Raw genomic sequence first — 13,511 nt, 5'->3', positions numbered from 1 at the left:
ACAAGGAGCACCGCTATGGATTGGCGCGACAAAGCTGCCTGCCTGACCGTCGACCCCGAACTGTTCTTCCCCGTGGGGAACACCGGACCGGCGGTCGATCAGATCGAGAAGGCGAAGACTGTCTGCGCCCGGTGCACCGTCACCGAACTCTGCCTGCAATACGCCCTCGAGACCGGACAGGACTCGGGCGTCTGGGGCGGCCTCTCCGAAGACGAGCGCCGCGCCCTCAAGCGCCGCGCCGCCCGCGCCCGCCGCGCCTCCTGACGCGGCCGGCCCGCGTCGTCAGGCGCGGGCCCGCTCGATGTAGCGCATCGGGATCTCGATGGTCACCTCGGTGCCGCTGCCCATCAGCGTGTGCCAGTCGATCGTTCCGCTCAGCTCGCCCTGGATGAGCGTGCGGACGATCTGCGTCCCGAGACCGCGACCGACCTGCCCCTCGGGAAGGCCGACGCCGGTGTCACGCACGCGCACCGCGAGGCGCTCGTCGTCTCGGTCGGCGACGATCTCGACCTCGCCTTCCTTGTCAGCGAGGCCGTGCTCGACGGCGTTGGTGACGAGTTCGGTGAGGGCGAGTGCGAGCGGCGTGGCGTACTCGCTCGGCAGGGTGCCGAACGATCCCGTCTTCAACGTGCGCGCACGTGTGTTGGGCGCCGCCGCCACCTCGGCGACCAGCTTGAGCACGCGGTCGAAGACGTCATCGAAGTCGACGTTCTGCGCGAGCCCTTCGGACAGGGTGTCGTGGACCACGGCGATGGCCGAGACGCGGCGCATGGCCTGAGTCAGCGCGTCGCGCGCCTCATCCGAGTGGGTTCGCCGCGCCTGGATCCGCAGCAGCGAGGCGACGGTCTGCAGGTTGTTCTTCACCCGGTGATGGATCTCGCGAATGGTCGCGTCCTTAGTGATGAGCTCCTGCTCCTGGTGACGGATCTCACTGACGTCGCGGCACAGGACGATCGCGCCGATCCGGTTGCCGTTGTCACGGAGCGGGATGGTGCGCAGCGACACGGTGACGCCCCGCGCCTCCAGGTCGGCGCGCCAGGGGGCACGCCCGGCCATCACGATGGGGAGCGACTCGTCGAACTGACGGGATGCCGGCAGGATCGCCGTCGCGACCTCGATCAGCGCCTCTCCCTCGAGCTCATCGTCGAACCCGAGCCGGTTGAACGCCGAGAGCGCGTTCGGGCTCGCGAAGGTCGTCGTGCCGTCCATGTCGAGTCGGATCAGGCCGTCCGACGCCCGGGGGGCGCCGCGACGCGGCGAGGTCGGGGCGGCGAGATCGGGGAAGTCGGCCGAGGCCACCATGCCGAAGAGATCGTCCGCGCAGTCGTTGAAGGTGATCTGCTGGCGGGACGGTGTCCGCGCCTCACCGAGGTTGGTGTGCCGGGTGAGGACCCCGATGACGGTCGCGGGCCGGCCGTCGACCGCGCGCTCGCGCACGATGGGAACAGCGCGGACGCGTGTGGGGGTCTCCTCGAACCAGTCGGGAGATGCCGAATCGACCATGCGGGCCTGGGTGAAGGCGTCTTTGACCTGCGTGCGCCACTGCGGGCGGACCTGGTCGCCGACGATGTCCCGGTAGAACAGTGTCGCCGCTCCACCCGGACGCGTGTGAGCCACGGCGATGAACGAGTCGTCGGCTGTCGGGACCCAGATGACGATGTCCGCGAAGGCGAGGTCGGCGAGCAGCTGACCGTCGCCCGCCAGGCGATGAAGCCATTCGACATCGGCCGCGGTGGATCGGCCCTGGGCATAGACGAGGTCACTGAGGGTGGACACGCCTCCACCTTAGATCGCCCGGTCATGCGGTCCGTGTGAGACGCCGCCGAACCGCCGCACGACTGATGGGCGCCTCCCGCACCCCGGCACTCGTGAGCACCTCGGCGGCCAGCCGCCGGACGGCAGCGGCGAGCGCCGCCCGCGGCGCCACGTGCGCCAGCGGACGGGCGGCGAGCATCGCGGCATCCGCTCCCCTGGCATCCCAGGGGACGAAGGACACATCGCTGACCCCGGTGAAGCGCTCCAGCGTGCGGCGCACCTGACCGCGCGCGTCGACCCCCAGCGCGCCGGCGCGCGTCTTGTTCACGAGCACCTTGACCGGGGTGGTGCCGGTGGCCGCGCGAAGCTCCGGCCAGTCCCGGACGAACCGTGCGATCCCGACGGGGTCGGCGGCGGCGACCGCGACGACGAGGTCCGCCGACTCGAGGGTGGCGAGGGTCGCGGCGTTGCGCCGCGGCCCGTCGATGATGTCGCTCACGATCTCCTCGTCTCGCTCGAGGGATGCCGCGACGTCGACCACCGTGTCGTCCACCCATGTCCGGCAGGCTTCGAGAGCGTCCCGCACCCGGGTGTGGCTGAGCTCGGGCCACCGGCCGGGACGGTTCAGCCCGGTGAGCACGTCGACCTCGCCGAGCGTCGAGGCGATGCGTGTCAGCTCGGCGATCGTGAGCAGTCCGCGTTCGGCCTGCCGGCAGGCCGCCGCGAAGCCCGGGCCCTCGTCGGCGAGCCCGGTCGCCAGCGCCACGGACGGCGCGTGGGTGTCCGCATCGACGAGCGCGACGCGGCGCTCACCGGTCGCGAGAGCGCAGGCCAGCTCGATCGCCAGCGTGGTGCGACCCGGTGCCCCGTGGGGACCCCAGACAGCGATCACCCGGCCCCGGCCGGGAGGAGCGGCCTCGCGGGGCGGCGGAGCGCCGAGAAGGTCGGCCACCCGGTCGTCGATCCCCCGCGGCGCCAGCCCGAGAGATGCGGCGAGCCGCCGGTCGCCGCCTCGCTCGCACAGCGGGACGATCCGGACCGCGAACCGGTCGCACGCATCCACCAGCTCGGAGGTCAACGACCCGCCCGACACCTGCAGGATCAGGATGTCGGCGCGCGACAGCTCGGCGAGCGTCTCCGCGGCATCCGGCCTCGACAGCGCGTCGATGACGGCCGCGGCGGGCCTCCCCGCCGGCACGACCGCGACGACCTCCGCATCCTCGTCCCGCAGATCGTCGGCCAGCTGTTCTGCGCGACGGCCGTCCACCGCGACCACGACCCTCACGGCGTCGCTCCGGCGACGGGGACGACCGAGAGGCTCGAGCCGTCGCCGACAGCGGCGAGTGTGGCGGCGACGTCCGCTCGTGCGATGACGAGCTCGATCGAGACCTGGGAACCCGACACGACAGCGTCGTCGCGCTCCACGGAGACGACTGTCGCCGACGGCACCAGAATGCTCGGCGCGTCGAAATCCCCCGCCTCTCCCGGTGACGCCGCCCATACCTCCACGACGCTGCCCGTATCGACCGCCGCCGAGACGTCACCGGTCGTCCGGATGACGACCGAGGTCGTGGCCACCGCAGCGGCGTCGCCGACGGCGAGCCGAGGAACGAGTTCCCCCTCTTCGATCGTGCGCGTCGCGACTCCCCCGGGCGTCAGGGACGCGGGCGAGGCGTAGACGTCGCCGGCGGGCCCGAGAGCCACGTCGACGACGCGGAGATCATCGGCGGACACGGTCTCACCGGGCACGATGGTGCGCGCTGCCGCGAACACGGGCTCGGTCTGACGTGCGCTCGCGACGACGAGCCACACACCGGCGACGGAGGCGAGGATGAGGGCGATCCCGAGCAGGAAGCGGGCATCGGCCCAGAAGGCCCGCGGCCGTGGGCGAACCGTGTCAGGAGTGGTCATGACGACATCGTGACCGAGGCTCGGAAGGAGCGCGCCGATTATCCACAGCCGCGGCGGGCCCCATTGCGGCACCCTCGGCCCGGCCGATAATGGCATCATGCCCGCGAACTCCCCAGCGCGACTGCTCACGCCCGCCCAGGTGGCGGAGCTGCTGCAGCTCGACGTCGACGAGATCGTCGCGCTGGTGATGGACGGTCGCCTTCGAGGGATGAAAGTCGGCCGGCCAGGAAGCTGGCGTATCGAGTCCGACAGCGTCGAGGGCTACCTCGACGACCAGGCCGAGGACGCACGTCGTCACGCGCTGTGGCGCGAGTCCAACGCGGCGAGCTTCCCCGAACTGTGGGGACGAGGGCCGCTCCGGCACCAGTAGTCACCTCGGTGGACTTCCCTCGTCGGGCATGATGGGGGAAGACCATGTCACACGGGGGGCCGTACATGACGACATCGGAGAACTCGCTTTCGGCGTTCTCAGACCTGCTCGAGGATGCCGAGACGGTGCCGCAACCATCACCTCGGCGGACGCGCCGCACGCGCATCGCGACGATCTCGGCGATCACGGCGGTCGCCCTGATACTGGGCCTCGCCGGCGCCTATGTGATGTGGGCGCTGGAGGCGCCACCGCCGGCGCCGACGCTCACGGCCCATACTCCTCCCGCCCCCGAGCTCGAGGCGACCGTCATCGAGCTGCCGAGCAGCGGTGCGGCGGCGATCACCGTCCGGGGCGGTCGGGACTTCCTGGGAGAGAACGGCCTGCAAGCCGCTCACGGCGAGACCGAGAAGCGGTCGATCGCGAGCATCACCAAGCTGATCACCGCGCTCGTGGTCCTCGACGCCTATCCGATCGACGGCGATGGTGAGGGGCGCCGACTCACCTTCGACCGCGCCGATCACGCCCTGTACGACGAGTACTACCTGCGCGGAGCGACGATCGCGCGCATGCCCGCGGGCAGCTCGATGTCGCTTCGCGACGCGCTGTCGATGCTCCTCGTCCCGTCCGCCAGCAACTACGCCGATGCCGTGTCGACCTGGGCGTTCGGGTCACGCAGCGGGTTCGTCGCGGCCACGCGCGCGTGGCTCGCCGAGCACGGGCTGGGCGACACGACGATCGTCGAGCCGACCGGGCTCGATCCGGACAACACCAGCACTCCGCGCGATCTCCTCGCCCTGGCGGAGATCGCCGCTGCCGACCCCGTGATCGCGTCCATCGCCGCCATGGAGTCGATCTCGCTCCCGGCGCCGGGGCTCATGTACTCCACGAACGGGCTGCTCGGCATCGAGGGGATCACCGGGCTCAAGACGGGGAACCTCGGTCGGGACTCCTACAACCTGCTCTACACCGCGTCGGTCGACGTCGGCACCGGCGAGCCACTGGAGGTCACGGGCGTCGTGCTCGGCGGGTACTCCCGCGACACGGTCGACAGCTCCGTCCTGGAGACCATCCGCAGCATCCGTTCCGGGTTCCGCACCGTGCCGGTCGCCGAACCCGGCGACCGCGTCGGGGTGGCCGAGACCGCGTGGGGTGCGTCGACCCCGCTCGTGGTGAGCGAGCCGGCATCCCTCTTCGTCTGGTCCGACACGGCGGTGTCCGCCTCGATCGCTGTCACGGATGCCGCTCGAGTGGGCGACACGGCGGGCGCACCGGCCGGAACGGTAACCTGGGAGGCGGGCCCCCGCACCGCCACCGCACCGGTGACGCTCGAAGGGGACCTCGAACCGCCGTCGACCTGGTGGCGACTGACACACCCTTTTGAGCTCCTCGAAGCCCAGTGACAGGCGTCCGCGGCATCGCCGACGACGAAAGGCTCTCCGTGAACACCACCCTGCTCGAGCGGTTCATCGTCGTCGCGGAGGAACTCCACTTCCCTCGCGCAGCCGAGACGCTCGGCATCCCGCTCGCCTCCCTCTACACCTCGATGGACAAGCTCGAAGCCCAGGTGGGGTCGATCCTCGTCACGCGCGACAAGCCGACGACGCTCACTCCGGCAGGCCAGCTGCTCCTTGCCGACGCCCGGTCGCTGATCGCGGCCGCACCCGCCCCCGAGCCCCCGCCGCGCGTCCCCGCGGGCGGCAAGGCGAAGGCCTCGAAGGGCAAGGGCCGCGCACCCGTCGTCAAGGGGCAGCCGAAGCCGTACAAGAAGCGCCAAGGCCGGTGACGACGGCGGCGGACGCCGCGGGGACTCAGAGAGCGGGAACAGCCGCCTCCACGCGGATGGACGCCACCGACCCGAGGGGGACCATGCGGTGACCGGTGACGAGCTCCCGTCGCCGCGGCGCGTCCCGGTCGTGGAGCGCCAGATCGAGATGATCGGATGCCGCTCTGTCCACCGTTCCGGTGAGCTCTCTCCCGCCGAGGCTCCGGATCGTGACGGGCGCGCGCCTGCGGACGAGGTCGCGCATCACGAATCCGAGCGTCATCCGTTCCTGGATCCGTCCGGGCGTCGACCCTCTCGCGCTGAGGAGGAGGTCGGCCTGCGCGAGAGCGACGGAGGCGACCGCCGCGAACGGGATGAGCACTGCTCCCCGAGCCGCCGCCGTGCCGTCGAGCGCCACCCAGTCGGGCCCGCAGGCGGCCGGCGTTCCGCGCAGCGTCGAACCGTCGATGACGTCGACCGTGACGTCTGCCGCTGCGGCCACGAGCGCGCTGACCCGCTCCTGGAGCGTCAACCGGGCGAGCCGCAGGCGCTCAGCCTCGGTGTCGAGGGCGGCCCGCTCGGCCTCCCATTCGGAGTCGAGCTGGTCCTCGAGGTCTTCGAAGAAGCGATCCCAGCGCACGCCGACGACCGTAGAGCATCCCGGCCCGGTGCCCGCAGCGCTATCCACAGGTTGGAGGATTCTCATCCATCCGGCTTTGCCGCTGTGTTGTACTCGGTCCACTCATCGCTCCGCCCTGATCTTGTCGACGAGAGGAACCGACATGTCTCTGCCCGCACTCGACGACTCCCCTGCCGCGCGGCCCCGAAGCTCCCTCGACGTCGCGGAGTACTTCGCCCCGCAACGCACGTCATCCCGGGACCTGCCCGATGTGGCGCCGCTCGTCACGAACCTGACCATCGGCGTTCTGGAGGTCCTCGCCGGCGTCCGGGAGGTGGATCAGCTGGCGCGGTGGCTCGGTGAGGACGCCTACCGGGCGCTCGTCACCCGGGCCAACCTTTCGACGCGCGCCCGGAGCGCGCGCGGGATCGTCGCCGCCCGGCCCGTGCACCAGATCCTCCGCACGCGACGGTGCGAGCCGGCCGACGGTGTCGTCGAAGCGGTCGTCATCGTCGCCGGCCCCGCGCGCACCCGGGCGGTCGCGATGCGATTCGAGGGATGGGACGGACGCTGGCGCGCCACCTCTCTCGCGCTGCTCTGAGCCGAGTTCAGCTCACTGGCGATACGACGCCAAGAAGTTGCCGAGCCGCTCGATGGCCTCCGAGAGCACTCGCGCCTCGGGGAGCGTGACGATGCGGAAGTGGTCGGGGGTGGGCCAGTTGAAGCCCGTGCCCTGGACGAGCAGCACGTGCTCCGCGACGAGGAAGTCGTAGACGAACTTGGCGTCGTCCCGGATCTCGTGCACGTTCGGGTCCAGCCGGGGGAACGCGTAGAGCGCTCCCTGGGGTTTGACGCAGGTTACGCCCGGGATCGCCGTGAGGCCTTCCCACGCGGCATCCCGCTGCTCGTGGAGCCGCCCCGTCGGAGCAATGAGCGCATCGATGGACTGCACCCCCGATAGCGCCGCCTGCACGGCGAACTGCGCGGGCACATTCGGGCAGAGGCGCGTCGAGGCCAGGAGCTGAATGCCCTCGAGGAAACCTGCCGCGTGCTTCTTCGGGCCGGTGATGACCATCCAGCCCGACCGGTATCCCGCGACGCGGTAGGTCTTGGAGAGCCCGTTGTACGTCAAGCACAGCAGGTCGGGAGCAAGGGTCGCGAGCGGAATGTGCTCGGCCTCGTCGAAGAGGATCCGGTCGTAGATCTCGTCGGAGAGGAGGAGGAGGTCCCGCTCACGGGCGATCTGGACGATCCCCTCGAGCACCTCGCGCGAGTAGACGGCTCCCGTGGGGTTGTTCGGGTTGATCACGACGATCGCCTTCGTGCGATCGGTCACCTTCGCGCGGATGTCGTCGAGGTCGGGCTGCCAGTCGCCCTCATCGTCGCAGCGGTAGTGCACGGGTGTGCCGCCGGCGAGGCTCGTCATCGCCGTCCACAGCGGGTAGTCGGGCGCGGGGATCAGCACCTCGTCGCCCTCGTCGAGCAGCGCCTGCATCGTCATCGTGATCAGCTCGGACACGCCGTTGCCGAGGTAGACGTCGTTCGGATCGAACTTCGGGAAACCCGGGGTCTCCTCGTAGCGGGAGACGACCGCGCGACGCGCGGACATGATGCCGCGCGAGTCGGAGTAGCCGTGCGCCTGCGGGATCGCCTCGATCATGTCGCGGACGATCTGAAAGGGGGCCTGGAAGCCGAAGACGGCCGGATTCCCCGTGTTGAGCTTGAGGATCGTGTGGCCCTCGTCTTCGAGACGGTCGGCCTCGATGAGGGCGGCCCCGCGGATCTCGTAGAGGACGTCTTTGAGCTTGGACGACTGGTCGAGGATGCGGGGTGTCATCGGATCAGAATATCCCCGCGGCCGCGGGCCAATCGGCGACCGGTGGCCCGGTCGCCGATCGGCCCGCGGATGCGTTACTTCTTCTTGCCGTTCGCGCGACGGTCCGCGCGGTTCTGCGGAGCGGCCTCGGGGGCCTCGGTCCGCTGACCGAACGCGCCGCGCGCGCCGCCCTCGGCAGCGTCGACGACCGGAGCCTGGGCCTGGGCCGCCGCCTGGCGGACCTTGCTCGTCGCGGCCTGCTGGACCTGGCCGCGGTCGTTGCGCACCTCGACTTCGCCGGCATCGTTCGCCGCCGTGTACTGCAGCTTCTGCGGCTCGAGGGTCGGCGTGGCGAGGCCCTTCGCCTCGACCTGGGCATCGATGTCGACACCCTCGGCCTGACGCACCTCGACCTCGAGGTTGTAGAGGAATCCGACCGACTCCTCCTTGATCTGCGCCATCATCGACTGGAACATCTGGTAGCCCTCGCGCTGGTACTCGATGAGCGGGTCGCGCTGGGCCATCGCCCGCAGGCCGATGCCGTCCTTCAGGTAGTCCATCTCGTAGAGGTGGTCGCGCCAGCGGCGGTCGAGCACCTGCAGGACGACTCGGCGCTCGAGTTCGCGCATCGCCGGGCTGCCGAGCTTCTCCTCGCGGGCGGCATACGCGATGCGGGCGTCGGAGAGCAGCTCGCGCTTGAGGAGCTCGGGCGTGATCTTGCCCTTCGCCCCGCTCTCGGCGACGACCTCGTCGATCGTGACGCCGACGGGGTAGAGCGTCTTCAGCTCGGTCCACATCGCGTCGAAGTCCCAGCTCTCGTTGTGTCCAGAGCCGGTGTGGTCGTCGATGATCGCGCCGATGGCGTCCTCGATGAAGTGCTCGACGCGGGACGACAGGTCGTCGCCCTCGAGCATCTGACGGCGGTCGGCATAGATGGCCTCGCGCTGTCGGTTCAGGACGTCGTCGTACTTGAGGACGTTCTTGCGGATCTCGGCGTTGCGGGACTCCACCTGCCCCTGGGCGCTGCGGATCGCCCGGGTGACCATGGAGGACTCGATGGCGACGTCATCGGGGAAGTTCGTGCGCGCCAGGATCGCCTCGGCGGCACCCGACTGGAACAGTCGCATCAGATCGTCGGTGAGCGAGAGGTAGAACCGGCTCTCGCCGGGGTCGCCCTGACGGCCCGAACGCCCGCGGAGCTGGTTGTCGATACGGCGCGACTCGTGGCGCTCGGTGCCGAGCACGTACAGCCCGCCCGCCGCCACGACCTTGGCCGCCTCCTCGGCGACCGTCTCCTTGACGGCCGCGTAGACGGCATCCCACTCCGCCTCGTACTCGTCGGGCGTCTCGACCGGGTCGAGACCCTTCGCCTTCATCTCCTGCACGGCGAGGAACTCCGCGTTGCCGCCGAGCATGATGTCGGTGCCACGACCGGCCATGTTGGTCGCGACGGTCACTCCGCCGTACCGGCCGGCGCGGGCGACGATCTCCGCCTCACGCGCGTGGTTCTTCGCGTTGAGGACCTCGTGCTTGATGCCCTTCTTCGACAGCAGCTTCGAGAGGTACTCGCTCTTCTCGACGCTGACCGTGCCGACGAGGACGGGCTGCCCCGCCTCGTGGCGCTCGGCGATGTCCTCCACGACCTGCCCGAACTTCGCCTCCTCGTTCTTGTAGACGAGGTCGGACTGGTCCTTGCGCACCATCGGGCGGTTGGTCGGGATCGGCACGACGCCCAGCTGATACGTCGACATGAACTCGGCAGCCTCGGTCTCGGCGGTACCGGTCATGCCCGAGAGCTTGTCGTACAGGCGGAAGTAGTTCTGGAGCGTGACCGTGGCGAGGGTCTGGTTCTCGGCCTTGACGGCGACGCCCTCCTTGGCCTCGATGGCCTGGTGGATGCCCTCGTTGTAGCGGCGCCCCACGAGGATGCGGCCGGTGTGCTCGTCGACGATCATGACCTCGCCGTTCATGACGACGTAGTCGGTGTCGCGCTTGAACAGGGCGAGCGCCTTGATCGAGTTGTTGAGGAACGAGATGAGGGGCGTGTTCGCCGACTCGTAGAGGTTGTCGATGCCGAGGTAGTCCTCGACCTTCTCGATGCCGGGCTCGAGCACGCCGACGGTGCGCTTCTTCTCGTCGACCTCGAAGTCGACGCCGGCTTCGAGGGTCCGGGCGATCTTGGCGAACTCGAGGAACCACCGGTTCGCCTCCCCCGACGAGGGGCCGGAGATGATGAGGGGCGTGCGGGCCTCGTCGATGAGGATCGAGTCGACCTCGTCGACGATGCAGAAGAAGTGGCCCCGCTGGACGAGGTCGTCCTGACGCCAGGCCATGTTGTCGCGCAGGTAGTCGAAGCCGAACTCGTTGTTCGTGCCATAGGTGATGTCCGCCTCGTACTGCTCGCGCCGGACAGCGGGATTCTGGCCCGACACCACGGTGCCGGTCGTCATGCCGAGGGCGCGGTAGACGCGACCCATGAGCTCGGACTGGTACGACGCGAGGAAGTCGTTGACCGTGATGACGTGGACGCCCTTGCCTGCGATCGCGTTGAGGTAGGCGGGGAGGGCCGCGGTCAGGGTCTTTCCTTCACCGGTCTTCATCTCGGCGATGTTGCCGAGGTGGAGGGCAGCGCCGCCCATGACCTGCACGTCGTACGGCCGCTGGCCGAGCGTGCGCTTGGCCGCCTCGCGGACGGCGGCGAAGGCCTCGGGCATCAGCTTGTCGAGCGATTCGCCGTCGGCGTAACGCGAGCGAAGCTCGGCCGTCTCGCCGCGCAGCTCCTCGTCGGTGAGGTGCGCGTAGTCCTCTTCGAGGGCGGCGACGGCTTTCACGACCTGCTGAAGGCGGCGCAGAACACGGCCCTCACCGGCGCGAAGCAGTTTCTCGAGTGGGTTGGCCACGGAGGATCTCCATCTGTCAGGTCCCCCCGACGCACAGTGTCGACGGGAGCCGGAGCGCAGACCACGCGGGACGCGCAGACATACACACGCCATGTTATCGGTCCGTGACCTTCGAGGGTGCTGGGCGAGGCGGCGGGTGTCGCGGTCGTGCTCGAGGCCCGACCCCGGCGCGCGCCCACCCGCCACGGACGCCGAACCGCCACGTAGGATCGGGCCATGGCGGGATTCTGGGGCAGACGCAAGCGCGACGACGCGGAGATGCAGGCGCAGGACGCCGAACTGACACGGAAGGCCGGGGCCGCGCTCGTCGCCGCCGATGAGCGGATCCGCGTCACGGAGGACGAACTGGCCTACGCCGAGATCGAACTCGGCCGCGAGCCGACCAACGATCTGCGCGAGGCGCTGGCAGCGGTGCGGCAGCACCTGGGCGAGGCGTTCCACCTCAATCAGCTGAACTTCGATGAGATCCCCGACACCCCCGAAGAGCTCCGCACCCGCAATGCGCGCATCGTGCAGCTGTGCGAGTGGGCCGAGGATCTCCTGTCCGACCGCATGGAGACGCTCGGCGAGGCGATCGCCCGGGCGCGCCGGGCACCGGAGATCATCGCCGGCATCCGCACCGATGTGGAACGCCTGCGGGAGCGGCTTCCGGCGCTCACCTCGACCCTGGAACGACTCGGCACGCGCTATTCGGATGCCGCGATGCGCACCGTCCGTGGCAACGCGACCGAGGCCGCGCAGCTCCTCGACTTCGCCGAGCACAGCGCCGCCGTCTCCGAGCGACGCCGCGACGCCGGGCAGCGCGAGCAGGCCAACCTCGCGCTCGAGACCGCGATCGAGGCCTCTCGCCGGGCCGCCACACTCGTCGAGGCGGTGGACACCTTCGAGATCGAGGCGCTCCGCGCCGAATCGACGCTGTCGGCGATCGTCGAGGACTCGCGCGGTGACCTCGTGACAGCGCAGCCCCTGCGCGGGACTCCCGCCGTCGGTGCCGCGGCCCTGGAGCTGGAGAATGCGCTCGAATCGCTCACCCCCGCCGGCTCCAAGCCCGACCCCTTCGCCGAGCTCAGCCGTCTGCGCACGGCGAACGCCGCTCTCGACGTCGCCGTCGACACCGCCCGCGCCCGGGCGGAGCGACCGGTGCTCCCCGAGGCGCAGGTGCGGCACGCGATCGACGACGCCGACCGTCAGATCGGCGTCGCCCGGAGCGTCATCTCCGGTCATCGCGGTTGGATCGGCGCGGACGCGCGCACGCGGCTCGCCGAAGCCGAGCGCATCCGCTCCGACCTCATGGTCTTCGCCGGCCCCATCGACGAGGACGACCGCGAGCGCGCACTCAACCTCGCGCGCCGGGCGGGAGAGCTTGCCGGACAGGCCCTCGAACTCGCCCAGAACGACATCGACTCCTCGCGTCCCGACGACTGGAACCGCCGCGGCGGGCCCGGTGGCGGGATGGGCGGGGGCATGGGCGGCGGCAACATGGTCGGGGGTCTCCTCGGCGGCCTCATGATCGGCGGGCTCCTCGACGGCATGTTCGACTGATGTCCGCTCTCGACACCGCGGTCTCGGCCGCGGCGGAATGGCCCGCGCCCCACGCATCGGTCGCCGTGATCTCGGCAGATGGCGCCGTGGCGGCATCCTTCGGCGAGCAGGACCGCCGGTACCGGCTCGCGTCGGTCACCAAGCCGCTCAGCGCCTACGCCTTCCTCGTCGGGATCGAGGAGGGCGCCCTCCAGCTCGATCAGCCCGCGGGCCCTCCCGGGGCCACCGTCGCCCACCTTCTCGCGCACACGGCGGGATACGACTTCGCCTCCGACGCGGTCCGAGCCGCTCCCGGAGAGCGCAGGCTGTATTCGAACACCGGGTTCGACACGCTCGGCGAACTGCTCGAGTCCGAGACCGGCATCTCGTTCGGCGACTACGCCCGCGAGGCCGTCTTCGAACCCCTCGGCATGCACACCACCGAGATCGGCGACTCCCCCGCCGCCGGCGGCTGGTCGACGGCGGCCGATCTCTCCCGTTTCGCCGCCGAGCTCCAAAAGCCCCGCTTGCTCGCCGCCGAGACCGTCGCGAAGGCCACGTCCGTCGCCTTCGAGGGACGCCGCGGGGTCCTCCCGGGCTTCGGGAGCCAGAGCCCGAACGACTGGGGCCTCGGGTTCGAGATCAGGGGCGAGAAGTCACCCCACTGGACCGGCGCCCTCAACTCCCCGCGCACCTTCGGCCATTTCGGCCAGTCGGGGACGTTCCTCTGGGTCGACCCGGACCTCGGAGCAGGCGTCGTCGCATTGACCGATCGCCCCTTCGGCGAGTGGGCGGCCACCGCCTGGCCCGGTTTCAGCGACGGCATCATCCGCGCGCTGCGCTGACCCCGCCGCACG

13 protein-coding genes are annotated in these 13,511 nt (G+C 70.3%); 7 read left to right on the top strand and 6 right to left on the bottom strand.

Annotation, left to right across the window (positions count from 1 at the left end):
- Positions 1-15 precede the first annotated feature (15 nt).
- Positions 16-264, top strand: a complete 249-nt coding sequence (locus tag ACJJV7_RS06430; RefSeq protein ID WP_248172050.1) for a WhiB family transcriptional regulator — start codon at positions 16-18, stop codon at positions 262-264.
- 18 nt (positions 265-282) lie between these two features.
- On the opposite strand, the gene ACJJV7_RS06425 is transcribed toward ACJJV7_RS06430, so the two are convergent.
- Genes ACJJV7_RS06425 through ACJJV7_RS06415 form a run of 3 tightly spaced genes read right to left on the bottom strand, consistent with a single transcriptional unit; the run spans position 283 to position 3,666 of the window.
- The gene (locus ACJJV7_RS06425; RefSeq protein ID WP_405373253.1) at positions 283-1,776 is read right to left on the bottom strand and encodes a sensor histidine kinase; all 1,494 of its coding nucleotides are present in this window, start codon (positions 1,774-1,776) and stop codon (positions 283-285) included.
- Between the two features lie 22 nt (positions 1,777-1,798).
- Positions 1,799-3,040: a CpaE family protein gene (locus tag ACJJV7_RS06420; RefSeq protein WP_405373251.1), complete on the bottom strand. Its 1,242-nt coding sequence runs from the start codon at positions 3,038-3,040 to the stop codon at positions 1,799-1,801.
- A complete protein-coding gene (locus tag ACJJV7_RS06415) occupies positions 3,037-3,666 on the bottom strand; it encodes an SAF domain-containing protein (protein ID WP_405373249.1) in 630 nt (209 codons plus the stop codon). Before ACJJV7_RS06415 ends, ACJJV7_RS06420 begins: the two co-directional genes overlap by 4 nt.
- Positions 3,667-3,763: 97 nt before the next feature.
- Here ACJJV7_RS06415 and ACJJV7_RS06410 point away from each other — a divergent pair, with 97 nt between their 5' ends.
- From ACJJV7_RS06410 to ACJJV7_RS06400, 3 genes are all read left to right on the top strand, one after another.
- Positions 3,764-4,036: a helix-turn-helix domain-containing protein gene (locus ACJJV7_RS06410; RefSeq protein ID WP_405373247.1), complete on the top strand. Its 273-nt coding sequence runs from the start codon at positions 3,764-3,766 to the stop codon at positions 4,034-4,036.
- Positions 4,037-4,101: 65 nt separating this feature from the next.
- Positions 4,102-5,436 (top strand): D-alanyl-D-alanine carboxypeptidase family protein, encoded by a 1,335-nt coding sequence (locus tag ACJJV7_RS06405; protein ID WP_405373246.1) that lies wholly within the window; start codon positions 4,102-4,104, stop codon positions 5,434-5,436.
- Between the two features lie 38 nt (positions 5,437-5,474).
- On the top strand, positions 5,475-5,819 hold the full coding sequence (locus tag ACJJV7_RS06400) for a LysR family transcriptional regulator (protein WP_405373244.1): 345 nt from the start codon (positions 5,475-5,477) through the stop codon (positions 5,817-5,819).
- A gap of 25 nt (positions 5,820-5,844) precedes the next feature.
- Here ACJJV7_RS06400 and ACJJV7_RS06395 read toward each other — a convergent pair whose 3' ends face one another.
- Complete coding sequence (locus ACJJV7_RS06395; RefSeq protein WP_405373242.1) at positions 5,845-6,438, bottom strand: hypothetical protein; 594 nt, start codon at positions 6,436-6,438, stop codon at positions 5,845-5,847.
- Between the two features lie 142 nt (positions 6,439-6,580).
- On the opposite strand from ACJJV7_RS06395, the gene ACJJV7_RS06390 reads away from it, so the two are divergent.
- Positions 6,581-7,018, top strand: coding sequence for an Rv3235 family protein (locus ACJJV7_RS06390; protein ID WP_405373241.1), 438 nt, complete (start codon positions 6,581-6,583; stop codon positions 7,016-7,018).
- Positions 7,019-7,030: 12 nt separating this feature from the next.
- Here the strand turns inward: ACJJV7_RS06390 and ACJJV7_RS06385 are convergent, their stop codons facing one another.
- Together ACJJV7_RS06385 and secA are read right to left on the bottom strand one after the other, a co-directional pair.
- Complete coding sequence (locus tag ACJJV7_RS06385) at positions 7,031-8,254, bottom strand: pyridoxal phosphate-dependent aminotransferase (RefSeq protein ID WP_405373240.1); 1,224 nt, start codon at positions 8,252-8,254, stop codon at positions 7,031-7,033.
- Between the two features lie 74 nt (positions 8,255-8,328).
- The gene (gene secA / locus ACJJV7_RS06380; RefSeq protein WP_405373238.1) at positions 8,329-11,133 is read right to left on the bottom strand and encodes a preprotein translocase subunit SecA; all 2,805 of its coding nucleotides are present in this window, start codon (positions 11,131-11,133) and stop codon (positions 8,329-8,331) included.
- A gap of 216 nt (positions 11,134-11,349) precedes the next feature.
- Between secA and ACJJV7_RS06375 the strand changes: the two genes are divergently transcribed.
- Positions 11,350-12,675 (top strand): hypothetical protein, encoded by a 1,326-nt coding sequence (locus ACJJV7_RS06375; protein WP_405373237.1) that lies wholly within the window; start codon positions 11,350-11,352, stop codon positions 12,673-12,675.
- Positions 12,675-13,499, top strand: coding sequence for a serine hydrolase domain-containing protein (locus tag ACJJV7_RS06370; RefSeq protein WP_405373235.1), 825 nt, complete (start codon positions 12,675-12,677; stop codon positions 13,497-13,499). The genes ACJJV7_RS06375 and ACJJV7_RS06370 overlap by 1 nt, the downstream gene beginning before the upstream one ends.
- Positions 13,500-13,511: the final 12 nt, after the last annotated feature.

Source organism: Microbacterium sp. Ld4 (genome assembly GCF_045066555.1).
Classification (GTDB): Bacteria; Actinomycetota; Actinomycetes; order Actinomycetales; family Microbacteriaceae; genus Microbacterium.
This window is presented reverse-complemented; position numbering and strand designations above follow the sequence as displayed.